At 43.2% G+C, this 17,055-nt stretch carries 17 protein-coding genes; 8 read left to right on the forward strand and 9 right to left on the reverse strand.

Features of this window, described 5'->3' with window-relative positions; translation table 11 throughout:
* Window positions 1-60: 60 nt before the first annotated feature.
* Window positions 61-720, reverse strand: a complete 660-nt coding sequence (locus A3860_RS21675) for a response regulator transcription factor (protein ID WP_081149760.1) — start codon at window positions 718-720, stop codon at window positions 61-63.
* A 908-nt stretch (window positions 721-1,628) separates the two neighbouring features.
* Here A3860_RS21675 and A3860_RS21680 point away from each other — a divergent pair.
* From A3860_RS21680 to A3860_RS21700, 5 genes are all read left to right on the forward strand, one after another.
* Window positions 1,629-2,006: a hypothetical protein gene (locus tag A3860_RS21680; protein WP_081149762.1), complete on the forward strand. Its 378-nt coding sequence runs from the start codon at window positions 1,629-1,631 to the stop codon at window positions 2,004-2,006.
* A 149-nt stretch (window positions 2,007-2,155) separates the two neighbouring features.
* Window positions 2,156-2,749 (forward strand): hypothetical protein, encoded by a 594-nt coding sequence (locus tag A3860_RS21685; RefSeq protein WP_081149766.1) that lies wholly within the window; start codon window positions 2,156-2,158, stop codon window positions 2,747-2,749.
* Between the two features lie 24 nt (window positions 2,750-2,773).
* Entirely contained in the window at window positions 2,774-3,616 is an 843-nt protein-coding gene (locus A3860_RS21690) for a sensor histidine kinase (RefSeq protein WP_081149770.1), read from the forward strand.
* Between the two features lie 146 nt (window positions 3,617-3,762).
* Window positions 3,763-4,419, forward strand: coding sequence for a response regulator transcription factor (locus A3860_RS21695; RefSeq protein WP_014221254.1), 657 nt, complete (start codon window positions 3,763-3,765; stop codon window positions 4,417-4,419).
* Window positions 4,420-4,564: 145 nt separating this feature from the next.
* The gene (locus A3860_RS21700) at window positions 4,565-5,281 is read left to right on the forward strand and encodes a hypothetical protein (protein ID WP_143774212.1); all 717 of its coding nucleotides are present in this window, start codon (window positions 4,565-4,567) and stop codon (window positions 5,279-5,281) included.
* A 3-nt stretch (window positions 5,282-5,284) separates the two neighbouring features.
* On the opposite strand, the gene A3860_RS21705 is transcribed toward A3860_RS21700, so the two are convergent.
* The 8 genes from A3860_RS21705 to A3860_RS21740 form a co-directional block, all read right to left on the reverse strand.
* Window positions 5,285-5,944 carry a 3-oxoacid CoA-transferase subunit B gene (locus tag A3860_RS21705; RefSeq protein WP_081149776.1) on the reverse strand — a complete coding sequence of 220 codons (660 nt, stop codon included), beginning with the start codon at window positions 5,942-5,944 and terminating at the stop codon, window positions 5,285-5,287.
* 98 nt (window positions 5,945-6,042) lie between these two features.
* Complete coding sequence (locus A3860_RS21710; RefSeq protein WP_081149865.1) at window positions 6,043-6,744, reverse strand: CoA transferase subunit A; 702 nt, start codon at window positions 6,742-6,744, stop codon at window positions 6,043-6,045.
* Between the two features lie 127 nt (window positions 6,745-6,871).
* Complete coding sequence (locus tag A3860_RS21715) at window positions 6,872-7,453, reverse strand: DUF4296 domain-containing protein (RefSeq protein ID WP_081149778.1); 582 nt, start codon at window positions 7,451-7,453, stop codon at window positions 6,872-6,874.
* Window positions 7,450-8,373, reverse strand: coding sequence for a type IX secretion system protein PorD (gene porD, locus A3860_RS21720; protein ID WP_081149781.1), 924 nt, complete (start codon window positions 8,371-8,373; stop codon window positions 7,450-7,452). The genes A3860_RS21715 and porD overlap by 4 nt, the downstream gene beginning before the upstream one ends.
* The gene (coaBC, locus tag A3860_RS21725; RefSeq protein WP_081149784.1) at window positions 8,366-9,562 is read right to left on the reverse strand and encodes a bifunctional phosphopantothenoylcysteine decarboxylase/phosphopantothenate--cysteine ligase CoaBC; all 1,197 of its coding nucleotides are present in this window, start codon (window positions 9,560-9,562) and stop codon (window positions 8,366-8,368) included. The genes porD and coaBC overlap by 8 nt, the downstream gene beginning before the upstream one ends.
* A 168-nt stretch (window positions 9,563-9,730) precedes the next feature.
* Window positions 9,731-10,072: a DNA-directed RNA polymerase subunit omega gene (locus A3860_RS21730; RefSeq protein WP_081149787.1), complete on the reverse strand. Its 342-nt coding sequence runs from the start codon at window positions 10,070-10,072 to the stop codon at window positions 9,731-9,733.
* The gene (locus tag A3860_RS21735) at window positions 10,047-10,862 is read right to left on the reverse strand and encodes an outer membrane protein assembly factor BamD (protein ID WP_081149790.1); all 816 of its coding nucleotides are present in this window, start codon (window positions 10,860-10,862) and stop codon (window positions 10,047-10,049) included. The genes A3860_RS21730 and A3860_RS21735 overlap by 26 nt, the downstream gene beginning before the upstream one ends.
* 152 nt (window positions 10,863-11,014) lie before the next feature.
* On the reverse strand, window positions 11,015-12,706 hold the full coding sequence (locus tag A3860_RS21740; protein ID WP_081149793.1) for an OmpA family protein: 1,692 nt from the start codon (window positions 12,704-12,706) through the stop codon (window positions 11,015-11,017).
* Between the two features lie 204 nt (window positions 12,707-12,910).
* On the opposite strand from A3860_RS21740, the gene A3860_RS21745 reads away from it, so the two are divergent.
* The 3 genes from A3860_RS21745 (at window position 12,911) to A3860_RS21755 (ending at window position 16,847) form a co-directional block, all read left to right on the forward strand.
* Window positions 12,911-13,873, forward strand: a complete 963-nt coding sequence (locus tag A3860_RS21745; protein WP_081149796.1) for a polyprenyl synthetase family protein — start codon at window positions 12,911-12,913, stop codon at window positions 13,871-13,873.
* A gap of 105 nt (window positions 13,874-13,978) precedes the next feature.
* Entirely contained in the window at window positions 13,979-15,721 is a 1,743-nt protein-coding gene (recJ, locus tag A3860_RS21750) for a single-stranded-DNA-specific exonuclease RecJ (RefSeq protein WP_081149799.1), read from the forward strand.
* A gap of 238 nt (window positions 15,722-15,959) precedes the next feature.
* Window positions 15,960-16,847: a helix-turn-helix domain-containing protein gene (locus tag A3860_RS21755; RefSeq protein ID WP_081149802.1), complete on the forward strand. Its 888-nt coding sequence runs from the start codon at window positions 15,960-15,962 to the stop codon at window positions 16,845-16,847.
* The last annotated feature ends 208 nt before the right edge of the window (window positions 16,848-17,055 follow it).

The following is a 17,055-nucleotide window of genomic DNA, read 5'->3' on the forward strand; positions in this document are numbered from 1 at the left end:
CGGGATAAGGAGTGGTAAAAGAGTTTAAGCGGTCGGTTTTGCCGGTTTCTGCCATCAACATTAATCGATGAGCTTGTTGCGCATACCATACATAATGAGCCCGGCAATGGTTTTGGCGCCTACTTTCGATTTCATGTTCTGACGAATGGTTTCAATAGTGCGGGGGCTCAGGAACACTTCTTTCGAAATTTCTTCCGTGGTTTTATCGGCCGCCAGCAGCTTCAGTATGCGAATTTCTTTCTCGGAGAATTTTACGGGATTGGGATAAAACTGCCGTACCTGTTTTTTGGTTTGCAGTTTCGATAATACAGCCTTATTAACAAGATCATTAAAGTAAAAGTCATCATTCATGCAGGTGAGTATGGCCTGATAGATCTCTTCAGGGTCAGAGGTTTTGGTTAGATAAGCGTTGGCACCCATTTCCATCATCTTGGTGATCATTTCCTGTTCGTCGTACATGGTAAGTACCACGATCTTTACATCACTGTATTCTTTACGCAGGATCCCAATTGCATTCACTCCATCTACCTCGGGCATACGAATATCCATCAACAAAACATCAGGTTTTTTGATCTGCATTTTATGCATCAGATCTTTGCCATCTTCGGCTTCCCAAAGGATCTTCAGGTATTCTTTTCCTTTCAGAGCCATCTTAATGCCGTCCCGAAAAATTTTATGATCGTCGGCAAGTGCTACTTTAATAACCAGTTCAGTGCTCATAATGGGTAAGGTTGGCTTATTAATGGGTTATAAGTTGTTCCGTTTCAGGTACAATACGCCCTACCGTTAACCCCAGATCAATGTTCGATCTTATAAGGGCCCTAACCTTCAGGCAATATCGTATAAAAAAACGATTCCACTCACTTTGTAAACGTTAGTTTACCAGGATCAATCGAAATTGTACCAGTTTATACTACGACACTTTTACGTGTTTACCGGTAATTCCCGAACAATTAAAAAAGAGCAATTCCGCTATTGCGAACAGGCGGGTGGCCGATTATTTTTGTTTCAGAAGTTGATTGGTAAGGAATGGCAACCTTAAAACATCCAATATTCTGATTACCGTCCTAAAAAATAATTTCCAACGATCTTATGAAAGCCACCTGTCAAATCCAATATCAGTCAACTTCTTCTTTCTGTTTTTAATCACACCGCTTTCAACCATTACCTCATCCTGACAACACAAGATCATACCCTTCGAAAACATAGTTCTATTGATACCTGTTTTATTCAAGTTGTTTTGCAATCACTCAGCCGATAAATAAGAAAAGGAAATTTTTATTGCAAGAGCAGCTACTAACTAAGCCCCGTTTTTAAAATCCGACATTACTTAAGCATTAATCCCATCATTCTTAAGCATTTTCACTTATCCACACATGTGAACAACTGCATCACAAATGTCGGCTTCACGAACTTTTACGACAGTAAATATACGGTAAATCACGAGAAAAATTCCCCCATTTCAAATCGTAATATTTCCTAGTAAATCCCCCCGAAACGTAGGCCCGTAGAGCATTTCGAGCAAAATTACACCATTTAGCGGTGCTCGCAACCCGTTGTATATCTTTTTTTTTGGAGGTTTCTTACTAACCGGAACCACTATTTACAACCTCTAAAAACTTACTACTATGATGCAAACTGAACTCCTCACTAAACGTAACATTGCTACGGTTGGTGAAGAAATTACCCATGAACTCGGCGCAAAAATGATCCGGGACTACGAAAAAGCAAATCCGGCTGACGTAAAATCCTTCATTATTGGAAAAGACATTATCAACCAGATCCTGGCCCAGCCCGGTTGTGTTGGCATTCAATTGTTTAATGCTTACAACGAGGAAGGCAAAAAAACACTGGTGTATGTTGGTTTAAATGCAGATGAAAAACCCATTTTGCAATATTCCCTCATTACCGGTAATGGCGCCCTTGAAACTAAAAACGGATTGGTTGGTGACAGAATCCCCCAGGGCGATGGCATCGAAGATTGGGGCTGGTTTTTTGACGAATAAGCATGCCGAACAGCTATGTTTCCTTCTAACTATTTATATTATATTTGGCGTATAATATAAGTACCTTTCTGAGATTACTTGAAACTATAGCAGTTTACTCAAGCATTATACCAATATTACTTTTCATTTTACTTTTCAAAAAAAGTAAAATGAAAAGTTTTTTTATAATAACAAGCTATTCAATCGCTTCCTTTGCCAGTGACCAAATATCCGGCTGGCTGTTTGTAATTGACCGTAGTTCAGCAGCTTATTCTGTTCAAAATGCATTTACCTTAATAGAATATTCTTTATTCGCCCTGCTTATATATCTTGAAATTCATAATAAAAGAGTAAAAAAGATCGTATTATTCCTTTCTTTCAGTTTTTATTGTACGTGTATTTATAACTATATATCCTCACCGCCACATTTTGATTCGCTGAACGTAACATTAGAATCTATATTAATAATTGCCTATTGTATTTACTTTTTCTTTGAGCAGATCAATATTCCCAGAATTACGTTTATCTATGCTTTTCCTCAATTCTGGATAACCGCCGGAATATTGATTTACCTGGCTTCAACCTTTTTTTTATTTATGCAGGCAGATTCGCTTACAAGGGAAGCGCGAAGAGGCTATTGGATCATTGCCATACTAAGCCAGATCATAAGAAATGTACTTTTTATAATTGCATTTTTAACTAAAAAACATAAAGAGAACTCATTAGACAAGTTTGATAACCAAAGCATTTATACGGAATTCTAAAAACTGCCCTAACCCCTGAGAAAAATGATATTTCTACAAACAGTAAATACGACCGGAGTTTCAGGAGTATTATTTTTCGGCACCATCGGCATGCTGGTTCTTACCATTGGCCTGATCGTATTTATCATTTTCCACCAGCGCAAGGTTATCCGTTACCAAATGCAGTTGCAGCACATGGAGCAGGAGCAGCAAAAAATGTTACTGAATGCCTCCATTCGCCTGCAGGAAGAAGAACGGCAACGCATTGCAGCCGATTTACACGACGACGCCGGCCCCCTGCTGGCCACTGCGCGTTTATACCTTAACGAAAACCTGGTAAACCTCGATAAAACCACGCAACTGCAAAGTATCTACAATGCCAAGCAGATCATCGACGACACCATTCAACTTATACGTAATATTTCCCACAGCCTCATGCCGCCCACCCTCAAGAATTTCGGACTTGAATCAGCGGTGAACGACCTGTTCCAGAAGATCAGCGGTTCGGGCAGCATGAACGCCAGTTGCCGGTTTCACGATTATCGCGAACGCCTGCACGCCGACCAGGAACTCATCATTTTCAGAGTAATACAGGAACTGGTAAATAATATCCTGAAACACAGCAATGCCAGTTTTATTCATCTTACTCAAAACCTGAGTGGTAATAAATTGTATATTCGCCTCCATCATGACGGCCGCGGTATTACCCAGGCCGATTTTGATAAATTGAATAAAAGCAATGTTGGGTTAGGTTTGAAAAATATCCAGAGCAGGTTAAAATTGTTGCATGGACGCATTTATTTCGAAAAAGATATTTCGCAAACTTACTATAAGGTTACTATCGAAATTCCACGAATAGAGGAAGAAACGATAGCACCACAGATATAAAATAATTGGTTCATATTTTGATAAGGGCTAATAACGTAAATAGTGGGGCGGAATAAGTGTTTACACTAACGTATTTATGCGGTACCCCCTGAATGCCTAAACACTGAAGATTTTTAGTAATTTAGTTTTGCCAATATCATAAACAGATGGGACCTATAAAAGTGGCTATTGCTGATGACCACAAAATATTCCGTAAAGGAGTAATATTGTCGTTAAGGCCTTATACAAACATTAAATTCGTACTTGAAGCTGAAAACGGTCAGGAACTGTTGGATAATTTACCAACTGCCCCTGAACAACCCGATGTTATTTTGATGGATCTGCGAATGCCCCTGAAAGATGGCATCGAAACCACAAAAGTAATCGCCCGCCAATATCCTAACATTCATGTCATAGCTCTTACCATGTATGAAGATGAACGGTTTGTGAGCCATATGATGGAAATAGGCGCCAATGGCTACCTGCTTAAAAGCGCCGACCCTTCCGAAATAAAGAAGGCCATTATGGAGGTAATGAGCAAAGGTTACTATCTGAACAACTTTGTGAACAGGATCCTTTTAAAAAAATCACACGCGCGGGTAAAAGTAGTACCAAGCCTGAACAGCGAAATTACCCTCAGCGATCGCGAACGCGATGTGATCAAATATATTTGCATGGAGTTTACCGCCCATGAAATTGCACAAAAATTAGAGGTAAGTCCGCGCACTGTTGAAGCCATCAAAGACAGATTGATGGAGCGCTTCGGTGCTAAAAACACGGCAGGCCTGGTTTTTTTTGCAGTTAAGAATAACCTGATTGACTAAACTCCCGGCAACTTTTGACAAATAGCGGAAACCCTATTATTTGTTTAACGCATAACAGCCGGCATTATGTTGATACCCTTTTTTCCAGCGACAAAAACAATTGGAACCCCTATGAAGAACCGGTTTGGCCCTGAACTGTTTGACCATGGTAAAAACCGGTGGAAGTATATTTTTTGCCCTGCCGCTGGTAGTAATGTTACTGTCATTACTACCCGTATGTATTCTCTTTGTCCGTAAAGTAGCCCCTTCCGCCATCCTTAACGTTCTGAGAACCCTTTGCCTCCTTGTCTTTCTGCAATACCTCACCATTTATTTCTTACAACCCGGTACGCCATCCCTTCAAACCGGTTTCAGACTGGCAGAATTCACGTTGATATTTTACCTGTTCAAATTACTGATGCCTGCCCAACAGGGAAAGGATCTCATGAACATGTTCCTCGTTTCCTTTCTATCGGTAATAATTACTATATACTCGCTCAAAGGCATTTCGGCTTATGCAGCCACCATCACCATTGTTGAGGCGGCCCTGCTCACCATACTGTCGCTGGCAGCGCTTTTTCAGCTTATCAATAACCGGCACATTGTGCTGATGAACGAACCTGCCTTCTGGATGACAGGTGGGTTGTTATGTTATTTTGGGATGGTAGTGTTTATGGAATCCATTGCAGGCTATCAAAGCGGCCTTTCGCAACAGATCCTATCCGAAAAAGACCTCATTATAACGGTTGCAGATATGTTAAGAATGGTGTTTTTAATTGTGGCGGCCGTCGTAGCAGGTAAAAAAGATAGTAATAACAATGCAGAAGATCATACCCCGCCCCCGCCGCCTCCGCAGGTTCCCCGGCGTACGATCAAATATTAGTCATTAAATCACCATCTCCGGTATATTTCCTTCAATTAATAATTTGCCCAATGTTTTGGCCTTTATTTCTTCTACCGTTATGCCTGGCGCCCGTTCAATAAGTTTAAACCCGCCCTGTGGCAATACATCAAGCACAGCCAGGTCACTTACGATCCGCTTCACACATTTTACGCCGGTTAATGGCAATGTGCAGGCAGGCAATAGTTTTGATTCGCCTTTCGGATTGGTATGCATCATGGCCACAATGATGTTTTTAGCGCTTGCCACCAGGTCCATAGCCCCGCCCATTCCTTTCACCATTTTACCGGGTATTTTCCAGTTGGCGATATCGCCATTTTCCGAAACCTCCATGGCGCCCAGTACAGTGAGGTCAACCTTGCCGGCGCGTATCATGCCAAAACTTTCGGCACTGTCAAAGAAAGCACCGCCAGGGATCACTGTTACTGTTTCCTTACCGGCATTAATGAGGTCGGCATCTATTTCTGCATCAACAGGGTAAGGCCCCATGCCCAATAAGCCGTTCTCCGACTGTAGCATGATCGTCATGCCATCGGGAATATAATTAGCCACCAGTGTAGGAATACCAATTCCCAGGTTCACGTACATGCCATCCCGTAATTCCTGTGCTATCCGCTTTGCAATACCGTATTTATCTAAAGCCATTGTAGTTTTTAGTTTTTTAGTTCTCAGTTCTTAGTTGCTGCCGCGCCTTGAGATTTCGCTTTTCATTTCTTCTTTCCTCATTTTTCATTCCTGATTTCTCATTTACCGTTTATCTGCACCGTTCTGCGCTCAATTCGTTTCTCATAGTTGCTTCCCTGAAAGATCCGGTGCACATAAATACCCGCCACATGAATATGATCAGGGTCAAGCTCACCCGGTTCAACCAGGTGTTCTACTTCAGCAATTGTAATGGTGCCGGCTTTGGCAATTGAGGTAGAAAAATTGCGGGTTGTTTTACGAAATACCAGGTTGCCATATTTATCCCCTTTCCAGGCTTTTACAATAGAAAAATCAGCATACAGCGCATGCTCCATCAGGTACATTTTATTATTGAACTCACGCACTTCCTTACCGGTTGCTATTTCAGTACCATAACCAGCCGGTGTATAAAACGCGGGAATACCCATGCCGGCCATTTGAATACGCGTGGCCAGCGTGCCCTGGGGTATCAGGTCAACTTCCAGTTCACCCTGCAACAACTGCCGTTCAAATTCAGCATTCTCGCCCACATAGGAGCTCATCATTTTTTTTATCTGACGGGTCTTTAACAGCAAGCCCAGGCCAAAGTCATCAACGCCCGCGTTGTTGGAGATACAGGTGAGATCTTTTACGCCTTTGCGCACAAGCGCAGCAATACAATTTTCGGGAATGCCACATAAACCAAAACCGCCCAGCATAATGGTAGCACTATCCCTTATGTCGGCGATGGCTTCATCAGCATTGGCAACAACTTTTTGCATAGCAAGCAATTTATTGATAAAAATAAGGGAACTGCCGCGCAAACGGTCAAAAAACTAACAGATGTTTGTAATAAATTTCCCTACCCCACAAACGGGGCTCATAAGAGAAATTATCAGCAAAACTTTCTCAGGAAGTTTTTTTCGGTTGGAACCGGAGCCTACGCAGGCTGTCGAATTTGAGGCGTTCGAGCGGTGGCCGCCCGTGACGGAAATCTGGTTTAACCATTGGGGGCGGAACCGGTGTTGGCAGTGCAGCCGGTAATGGCGCAGCTTTAATGGAATCAATTTTAACTTTCGCAGAATCGGCTTTACGTATAGCTACCGAATCCATCTTTAGTTTGGCGGTATCGCTCGTTTGAGGTTTGTACAGTTCTTCCCGGCGCCGGTTGGCCCTGGTAGCCAGGGAATCGAACATATCGCGGGCGATATCGGGACGGCTCATGTAAAATTTATAGCTCTTTATGAATTCATCTTTTGAAACCTTGTGAATATCAAAAACCTGGGCATATAATTTAAATGTTTCGGCTTTCAGGTTTTTAGAGGAATCCCTTATAAAGGTTTCCCTGAAACGCTCGGCCTGTATCATATCCCACAACACCTTTTCCATTTTGTCCTTCGGTAAAACCCCTTTGGGTATCTTATCCTTATCTGTACAACTAATACTAAAACACACTATAACGCTCAAACATACCAGTAATAGCCGGTTCATTTTAATTCCGATTTATACGTATTGGAATTGGAGATATCTATCTTTTGTAATATTTCTCTTGCTTTCTGTTTGTCTTCGGGCGTACCTTTTTTAAATATCCTGATGAGCTCGGTCGATTTTCCCTGGAAGAAGAACTGAACGATCATGGTATTGGGAATATCGTTATTCATAGTATTGATGAGGCTCAGGGAATTCAGTATGGCGCTGCGGGCTTCCGTTTCATTTTCATACATGTAATCCATACCCAGGCGGTAATAGCTGTAAATGGCATCATGCATCAGGTTGTACCGGTTGTTGGTCAAATTTTCCATTAACCAATAGCGGTTGCGCAAACCATCAAATGCTTTCCAGCCGCTGATATCCCTTCCTTCTGGTGCATTGTTCACAATATTCATGGCTTTCTGGTACCAGGGATCGCCGCCACGTAAAGCAAAAGAATCGAAATCGAGACCCATAATTACATATACATAATAAGCGAGTATGGCCGGCAGGTTCCCCACCATTGGGTCAGAACCCGAGATCCGGTTCTCATTAAATTCAATTGACTGGTATTCTACATATTTAAACAGTACGTTCTCGTCCATGAAATTGATCAGCGGACATTCGTAATTGGTATTATACACCGGACGGGCAGCCTGTACAGTAAGTTTAGCTTTATAAACATTGCTTCCCTGGGCTTCCGTGATCATCAACAGAAAATTACATACGATCTTTTCATTGGGTTGAAAAGTTTCTTTTGTCCATTTTCGGTTGTTGAGGAAATTGTTAAGCGCAGCCTGGCAGGTTTGAAACGCTTTTTTATCGGCTGGTGTACCCAGCGCCTGGGTATTGATGGTTATACGGGCTTTAAGCTCCTGGGCGCACAAACATACCGGCGCCACCACCATCAGGCATAGTATCCATACGGTCTTTCTACACATATAGTATGTTTACGATTCTATCAACGATATCTTTAGCCACTTGTTGTTTGGGCTTGCGGTCGTACACGAGCTCGTTACCGCCTTTTTCAAAAATAGTTACCTTGTTGGTATCGTAACCAAAGCCGGCCCCTTCATCGTTCAGGGAATTCAACACAATAAGATCGGCATTTTTTGAAGCCAGTTTATCCAGCGCATATTGCCGCTCATTGGCTGTTTCAAGGGCAAACCCCACCAGCAATTGCTTATCGCGTTTCAACTGGCCCAGGCTTTTCAAAATATCCTTTGTTTTGGTTAGTTCAATTACCAGGGTGCCGCTTGTTTTCTTGATCTTTTCGGGTGCCGTTTCAACCGGGGTATAATCGGCCACGGCCGCACTCATAACGGCAATATCGGCCGAGGGGAACTCAGCCATACAGGTATCATACATTTGACCAGCTGTTTGCACCTTGTGTACGTAAATACCAGGGAGTGTTGTTTTTACTGCAGAAGGTCCCAATACCAGGTGCACCTCAGCCCCCCGCCGGGCCAGCTCTTCAGCAATGGCCAGTCCCATTTTACCCGAAGAATGATTTCCAATGAACCGCACGGGATCAATTGGTTCGTAGGTTGGGCCAGCCGTTACCAGGGCCTTTTTACCGGCCAGGTCTTTTTGCCCGAAAAAATTGTCGCCCAGGAATTGCATAATAGCCTCAGGTTCGGCCATGCGGCCATCGCCATACAGGCCACTGGCCAGTTCGCCTTTATCAACGGGAATAATGCGGTTGCCAAACGACTCCAGCTTCTGCAGGTTGCTTTGTGTAGCGGGGTGATGCCACATATCTTCATCCATGGCCGGCGCCACTACCACAGGGCAGGTGGCCGACAACCAGGTAGCTAATAACATATTGTCGCATAACCCATTGGCCATTTTTGCCAGGGTGTTGCAGCTTAAAGGTGCCACCACCATCACATCGGCCCAACGGCCCAGCATCACGTGGTTGCTCCAGGATTCGTTACTCACCAGTTCAGTAATGACTGCATTTTTTGACAGGGTGGCCAGGGTAAGCGGTGAAACAAATTCCCTGGCGGCCGGCGTCATTACCACCTTTACTTCGGCCCCTGCTTTAACCAGCAGGCGCACCAGTAAAATGGCTTTATAAGCAGCGATACTTCCGGTTACAGCCAGCAAAATTTTTTTATCCTGGAACATAATTGGTTAAAATTAGGTCATTTGCGTTAAACAAAACGGGTAGCATAGTACCCGGTTTATCAACAATAACATTATTTCAACAGGCTCTCACTATCAATAAAGTATCTATAAAACTAAAAAGCGACAGGTATCTTCTGTCGCTTTCCATACATTTTTAACCGCTATATATTAGCTGAACAGGTCATCTTCATTTTTACGATAATAGATCTTATCGTCGAGGAATTCCTGGGTAGCCAGCAATGATGGGTTAGGCATACGCTCATACGCCCTTGAAATTTCGATCTGCTCTTTATTCTCGTGGATCTCTTCCAGGCTATCGGTATGGCTGGCGAACTCTTCCAGTTTATTATGCAATTCCTCTTTCAGGGAGATATTGATCTGGTTAGCCCTTTTGGCAATAATGGCAATAGATTCGTACACATTGCCGGTTTTGCCTTTAATGGCGTTCAAATCTTTTGTTTCGGCCGTATTAGCGGTATTGGCGCTAATTTGTCTTCGTAATTTGCTCATTATTGTTGGCTTTAAGATTGTTTTTTGACAATGTCTCGTAATTCTCTACTTCCTTTTTAAAACTGCTTTCAGGGAAGCGGTCAATAAAATCATGACACTCTGTAACCACCTGTTCAAAGCGTGCAGCCTTCTTGTCTTCGATACTATTTACAGCAAATAAATAATATGACTTGATAACCTGCAACTTATACGCATCACTTTTTTGCGAATCAGGAAAATCATTCATCAAACTGGTATAGGCGATAGCCGCGGCGCGGTAGTGACCCATATTGTAATATAAGGAGGCGCTGCCATATTCCTTATCCTCCAGTTTTACCCGGCATTTATCCATGATCTCCGACGCCTCTTTGTTCTTGGGCGAATTGGGGTGTGTATTGATAAACGTCTGCATCAAACCAATTGTTTTCTGGGTATTGGTTTGATCGAGCTCGGCCTTGGGCGATTGGCGATAATAAGTATACGCCCGCATAAATTCCATTTCCTCGGCCTTTGGGCTGTTGGGGAAAACCTCTACAAATTGCTTGAAAAGATTTTCGGCCTGCAGCCAGTCGCGCAGGTAATAGGAACAATACGCATATTTATAAAAAAGATCTTCAAACTGAGGCTGTCCTTTCATCAAAGGAAAGAGTTCCTCATATAATTGCTGGGCATAATTGTACTTCTTGGCTACATAGTACTTTTCGGCCATGCGCAATTTATAGTCATAGTCGGTACTCTTCTGCACCTTCGAAAACTTCGAGCAGGACACTACTCCCAGGGCAATGATTGCAATTAGTAAAGCTGAACGCATAAAAGTGGGCAAAGTTAAGGTTTTCCTGCAAATATGTATGGAAAGGTGCTTTATCCCAAAAACAAGCCGTTAAGATAAATATAAAAACCTTCCCCCGGCAAAACGGGGGAAGGTTATACTATTAGTTAAAGCAATTTAAGCTAAAGTACTTTTTAACGGCCACGACGAAGGTTCGGGTGTGGAGCAGGCACTGTAGTAGGACCTTCTTCATTAGTTCCATCGCGCAGGTCTACAGTGTTGCAATCACCACCGGTTTCACCATACTTGAAGATGAAACGATCAGCGTTAATGCCTTCTTTATCAACCAGGTAGCTGATAACAGCATTCACGCGATCCCAACTTAACTGTTGTTCAGATTTGCTTGAAGAGCAGTAACCGATAACAGCGATCTTACAGTTAGGATTATCTTTTATCTTCTGAGCAGCTGAAGCCAGTAATGCTTTGGCGTCGTTGCTTAATGTGATAGATTTCGGTTTGAAGGTAACGCTTGGTAAGTCACCGATACCGCACTCGCCTTTGATACCACCTTTTTTAATGATCTCCATCAGAGAATCGCAGCATGCAGGCGGAGGACATTTACCAATACCATCAGCATCAACAGGTTGACATTGTGTTGGTGTATTCAGTTCCTTGTCTTTGTAATCAGGAACACCATCACCATCAGTATCGCGGCTAACACCATGAGTATCAACCGGAGCACCAGCAGGTGTGTTAGGCTCCTGATCGAACTGGTCAGTTACACCGTCGCCATCAGCATCATCCAATACTGGTTTGGGGAGCTTCATGTGGCGGGGTTTGTTAACCTCGTTGTAAGCGTAATCCAGCGGATTCAGCCACCATAAAGGTTCAACAGCTTTGTTTCCGATTGCCATGTTGAGACCAACAGACAGGAAGTTGTAAGTGTCGAAATCTCTGGTCTGTGCAGGAGCACCTGTTGAACCGGGAACAGAGGTAGCAACGCCGTTTTCCTGCCATTGTTGACCATCTAACAGGTCAGTTTTTGGAATAGTCAGCTTGTCTTCAACAGCAAAGCTGAATTTCTTGTTGATTTTGAATTGAACACCAGCACCTACGTTAGCAATAAAACGGAATGGTTTTTTGAACAGTTTAGGCTGGCTGGCATCTGTTTCGGCCTCAGTTTCGTATTTACCGTCCAGAGCATCTTTCAGATCTTTTTTGATGTCTTTTCTGTTCTTGTAACCGAAACCATCGGCAGTAGCAGCATACTTATTATAGATATTCTGAAAATCTGTAGCGTAAGTTGTGCCATCGCCTTTCTTTGCATCTATTTTAGTATTATAGATCATACCGCCCAAACCAGCAAAAGCATACACATTGAAGCTGCTTTTTGATTTGTGAAAGCGAATGTTACTCAAGGTTACCACACCCTGTAAGCTCAGATCGTATATATTCGTTTTGTAGTTGTAGAATACAGGGGTACCTGGCGCATAGCCAGTTTTTGACCATGCTGGATTCTTAGACCATTGGGTCGAAGGTTGGAAGTTCAACCCCTTTGTAGTTCCAAAACCAAGCTGACCTCTTAATGAGAAAACATAACCCAGCGCTTTGCGTACATGTAACGCGACGCCGCCTATAGGCGTACGGTTACGCACATCACCTGAAATGGTGAAAGCCCCTGCCTGCAAACCTATTTCCCATTGGTTACGGGGTTTGGCCGGATAAGGGTAGTTGTTTGCCATGAACTCCGTGTGCTGGGGCAATCTTTTAGAAGGTATAACTGAAGAGTCCTGTACATCATACGAACCACCCAACTGTGCGTGGGAAGCAGCAGATGCTAACAGAAACGATAAGCTTAAAAAACTTACGTACTTTTTGCTTGCCATAACTAAATTTTATGTGAAGGATTAAGTAACCTGAACTCAGAATCTGTGCAAAAATATTAATTGACAGCTAACTACCAAATTTTTTTCCCCAACACAATGTGCATTATCTTGCTGTTTTTCACACAGTAAGATCATTACAGAGCAAATTAAATGCCTCTTACGATATACATTAATAAATAGTAATTTGCTCCTCTTATATTCCGCATGAAGTTATCACTAGCAATATTACGAGAAGAATTACCCGAATTTGAAAAGCAATTTCATGAGGCGGTAAAGAGCCAGGTCCCGCTCCTGAACCGCATTATGCGCTTTATTGTGAACCGGAAAGGGAAGCAATTACGGCCTATGTTCGTACTGCTTTCGGCCAGGCTGTGCGGGCCCGTTAATGATACTACCTACCGGGCAGCCTCCTTAGTAGAACTACTACATTCGGCTACCCTGGTGCACGATGATGTGGTAGATGAATCGCTGGAGCGCAGGGGATTTTTCTCTACATATGCGCTGTGGAAAAGCAAGGTATCGGTTTTGGTAGGCGATTACCTGCTGGCCAAGGGCATGCTGCTTTCTCTTGATCATGACGACTACCGCATCTTAAAATTACTGTCAAACGCCATCAGGCAAATGAGCGAAGGCGAACTGTTGCAAATGGAAAAAGCGCGGTCGCTCAACTTTGAAGAAGATACTTATTTCGAGATCATTAAAGGTAAAACCGCCTCCCTGCTGGCCTCGGCCTGCGCCTCCGGCGCCTGGTCTACCTCTCACGACGAAACCATTACCGAAAAAATGCGGGTATTTGGTGAAAAAGTAGGCATGGCCTTCCAAATAAAAGACGACCTCTTCGACTATGGCAATGAAGCCGTTGGAAAACCTACTGGTAACGATATCCGGGAAAAGAAACTCACCCTGCCTTTAATATACACGTTGCAGCATACCGATGCCGCCACCCGCCGCAAACTGATCTATATTATAAAAAATCAAAATAAAGACCCCGAAAAAGTTCAGGAAGTAATTAATGTAGTGAAACAAACCGGCGGTATCAGTTATACTGAGAAAAAAATGTTTAGCTTCAGGGATGAAGCGCTGAACATTTTACAGGGCTTCGATAATCTAGAAATACGTAACGGTCTTGAAGAACTGGTACGGTATACTACAGATAGAAAGTATTAGTAAGTAAACATCCACAACCAAAACAGCGGGCAATTGACAATGCGCAGTTGGCAGTTAGTTGGAATTTATTAATTGAGATTTGGTATTTGTGATTTTTATTATGTTATGTTACAAAAGAGATGGAACATACTAACCGCAGATGATGATAAAGTGCAGCAATTGTATGCCGGACTTAAAATACACCCTGTTCTTTGTAAGATTCTTACCCAGCGCACCATAGATAATTACGATAAAGCAAAACAATATTTTCGACCTGCATTAGCCGACTTGTATGATCCCTGGCTTATGAAGGATATGCTTAAAGCCGTTACCCGCATTCTTTCAGCATTTGAAGACCAGGAAAAAATATTGGTATTTGGTGATTATGATGTTGACGGCACCACCGCCGTATCGTGCATGCTGCAATTTCTGCAAAAAGTGTACACCCCCGAAAAAGTCGACTTCTATATCCCCCACCGTTACCGCGAAGGATATGGCGTATCACAAAAGGGCATCAATTATGCCATTGAGAACGGGTTCACCCTTATTATTTCGCTCGACTGTGGAATAAAATCAGTTGACCTCATTCAAAACGCCCGGGAAAATGGTATCGACTTTATTGTATGCGACCACCATATGCCCGATGACCAGCTACCGCCGGCCATTGCCATTTTAAATCCCAAACAAAAAGACTGCACCTACCCTTTTAAAGAATTGTGCGGTTGCGGCGTTGGCTTCAAACTCATCACTGCACTGGCCCAGGAGCTGCAGCTCGATGAATCGGCGCCCTTTGAATACCTCGACCTGGTAGCAACTGCTATTGCTGCAGACATCGTTCCCATGACGGGTGAGAACCGGATCCTGGCCTTTTATGGCTTGAAGAAGGCCAATGAAAACCCCAACTACGGCATACTGGCACTAAAGCAGCTCAGTGGCGTTCAAAAAGAACTGTTTATCAATAGCCTGGTATTCATGATAGCGCCCCGCGTAAATGCGGCCGGGCGTATGGATGATGCCCGCAAGGCAGTTCAGATGTTTATTGCCAATACCCCGCAGGAAGCCCTGCAGTTTGCCGAAATGCTGCATTCAGACAATACCGACCGCAAGGAAGCCGATAAAAATATAACCGAAGAAGCCCTGGCCATTATTGAGAACAACGACATGTTCAGGACCAGCAAGTCGACTGTTGTTTTTCAATCGCACTGGCATAAAGGCGTGGTAGGCATTGTTGCCTCCCGGCTTATCGATTATTATTACCGCCCTACTATTGTACTTACCCAGTCAGGAGAATACGTTGCCGGTTCGGCCCGCAGTGTAGCCGGCTTTAACGTATATGAAGCCATCCATCAGTGCAAAGACCTGTTATTAGGGTATGGCGGCCATTTTTATGCGGCCGGCATGACGCTTGCCCTCGATAAGGTGGAAGCATTCCGCGACCGGTTCGAAGAAGTGGTGGCAGCCACCATAACCCCCGAATTGCTGACGCCCGAAATAATCATCGATGCAGAAGTGGAATTCAAAGACCTGAAGCAACCCTTCTACAATATCATTCACCAGATGGAGCCCTTTGGGCCCGAGAACATGCGCCCCCTCTTCGTTGTGCGCAATGTTACCGACTCAGGCTATTCACGCATTGTAAAAGAGCAGCATATCAAATTCTCCCTGCGGCAGGATAATATCCTGTTTAACGGGATCGGCTTTGGTATGGCTAAAAAGTTCCATTTGCTTGAATCAAAAAAACCGGTAGATGTGGTATTCACCCTGGATGAAAATGAGTGGAACAATGAAAAACACTTACAGCTTCGGGTTATAGATTTCAGGTTATCGGAAGATGCTAATAACCTGCAAAAACCTGCAACGGGATCATAACAGGAAAATGCTCATACGGGCCTTGTTTTTATGAACATTCGTTTGCATTTGCTGCCCATTCTGTGTTTCAGGCATTGATAATGAGGCAATATGCGTTAACAATCCATCCCCACAAAAGGTTTACCGTTTAAAATTTTATGGTACAATAATATTTTCGGCGTTAGTAGTTTGCCATTATTATAATATTTTTACTATCCACCCACAGGGTTGGTTTTCACTTGCTACCAACGTAGATTGTATGAAAAATAACCAGGCACTGATACCGGTATATGATATGGCCGCCTGCATTCCGGGCACCAACTTCATTATTAAAAAAACAGAAGGTAATTCTGTACCATCTTATATGGCCATCCCGCATCGCCATACTGATTACAAGATCAGTTTTTTGCAGGAAGGCGAAGTAACGCATTATACCGACTTTGAAAAATATACCATCAAAGCACCCGCATTATTGATGCTGGCGCCCGATCAGGTACACCAGCAAACAGGCAATTCCTATTATAAAATGATGCACATCTCCTTTAACAAGGAATTCCTGCTTACCGAAACTCAGGGTGTTCTTGCCTGTTGGGAATGCATGTTCAGCCAGGTGGTATTACCGGTTATCAATCCCGAACAAATGCAGGAGATAACTGTTTATCTCGATTTAATGTACCAGGAGTTCAGGGATAACAAACCACAGAAAGGTGTTATCCTTAAAAACCTGTTGAATGCATTTATCATCTGCGCCGGCCGCCTGGTGAATTGCAAAAATGAAACAGTGGTCACCAATGTGGTGAATATGGACTACTCACAAAACCGCATCGTACGTCAATTCAAATCACTTATAGATGAAAACTTTGTAAACTCTACCCAGGTAACGCAATATGCCGATATGCTGTATGTTACCCCCGGCCATTTAAATGACCTCATAAAAACTGTTACCGGTAAAACTGCTAAACAAATTATCGACGAAAGACGAATACTGGAAGCTAAACGGCTTTTATTCTGGGGCGAACATTCTGTAAAAGAGATCGCCGGCCGCCTGAACTTTGAAGATGACGCTTATTTCAACCGTTTCTTCAAAAAACATACAGGCAATACGCCTGCCCTGTTTCAAAGACAAATCCGGGAAAAGTACAATTAATCCCCCAATAAGGTAAATTATTGGCTCCTCAATCGTTATTACTTTTACGGGATGATTTTAATGGGCAGGTTATATGATAAAAGCTTAGTATTACCCAACAGCATGGCAACAGCTACCTGTTAATTTATTGCATTCTTCAATACCTATTACTCTCCGGAACCTGGAATCGTTCACGTACCCAACGCCAACTGATCCCGGTATACTGCTC

The sequence above is a fragment of the Niastella vici genome (assembly GCF_002077945.1).
GTDB classification, from domain to species: domain Bacteria; phylum Bacteroidota; class Bacteroidia; order Chitinophagales; family Chitinophagaceae; genus Niastella; species Niastella vici.

Excerpts from the sequence above, each read along its gene's own strand:
- A3860_RS21710 (WP_081149865.1), bottom strand. The coding sequence starts at position 6,744 with ATGCAAAAAGTTGTTGCCAATGCTGATGAAGCCATCGCCGACATAAGG.
- recJ (WP_081149799.1), top strand. The coding sequence starts at position 13,979 with ATGTTACAAAAGAGATGGAACATACTAACCGCAGATGATGATAAAGTG.
- A3860_RS21755 (WP_081149802.1), top strand. The coding sequence starts at position 15,960 with ATGAAAAATAACCAGGCACTGATACCGGTATATGATATGGCCGCCTGC.
- A3860_RS21735 (WP_081149790.1), bottom strand. The coding sequence starts at position 10,862 with ATGCGTTCAGCTTTACTAATTGCAATCATTGCCCTGGGAGTAGTGTCC.
- A3860_RS21685 (WP_081149766.1), top strand. The coding sequence starts at position 2,156 with ATGAAAAGTTTTTTTATAATAACAAGCTATTCAATCGCTTCCTTTGCC.
- A3860_RS21700 (WP_143774212.1), top strand. The coding sequence starts at position 4,565 with ATGGTAAAAACCGGTGGAAGTATATTTTTTGCCCTGCCGCTGGTAGTA.
- A3860_RS21680 (WP_081149762.1), top strand. The coding sequence starts at position 1,629 with ATGATGCAAACTGAACTCCTCACTAAACGTAACATTGCTACGGTTGGT.
- A3860_RS21695 (WP_014221254.1), top strand. The coding sequence starts at position 3,763 with ATGGGACCTATAAAAGTGGCTATTGCTGATGACCACAAAATATTCCGT.
- A3860_RS21705 (WP_081149776.1), bottom strand. The coding sequence starts at position 5,944 with ATGGCTTTAGATAAATACGGTATTGCAAAGCGGATAGCACAGGAATTA.
- A3860_RS21745 (WP_081149796.1), top strand. The coding sequence starts at position 12,911 with ATGAAGTTATCACTAGCAATATTACGAGAAGAATTACCCGAATTTGAA.
- porD (WP_081149781.1), bottom strand. The coding sequence starts at position 8,373 with ATGTGTAGAAAGACCGTATGGATACTATGCCTGATGGTGGTGGCGCCG.
- A3860_RS21675 (WP_081149760.1), bottom strand. The coding sequence starts at position 720 with ATGAGCACTGAACTGGTTATTAAAGTAGCACTTGCCGACGATCATAAA.
- A3860_RS21690 (WP_081149770.1), top strand. The coding sequence starts at position 2,774 with ATGATATTTCTACAAACAGTAAATACGACCGGAGTTTCAGGAGTATTA.
- coaBC (WP_081149784.1), bottom strand. The coding sequence starts at position 9,562 with ATGTTCCAGGATAAAAAAATTTTGCTGGCTGTAACCGGAAGTATCGCT.
- A3860_RS21730 (WP_081149787.1), bottom strand. The coding sequence starts at position 10,072 with ATGAGCAAATTACGAAGACAAATTAGCGCCAATACCGCTAATACGGCC.
- A3860_RS21715 (WP_081149778.1), bottom strand. The coding sequence starts at position 7,453 with ATGAACCGGCTATTACTGGTATGTTTGAGCGTTATAGTGTGTTTTAGT.
- A3860_RS21740 (WP_081149793.1), bottom strand. The coding sequence starts at position 12,706 with ATGGCAAGCAAAAAGTACGTAAGTTTTTTAAGCTTATCGTTTCTGTTA.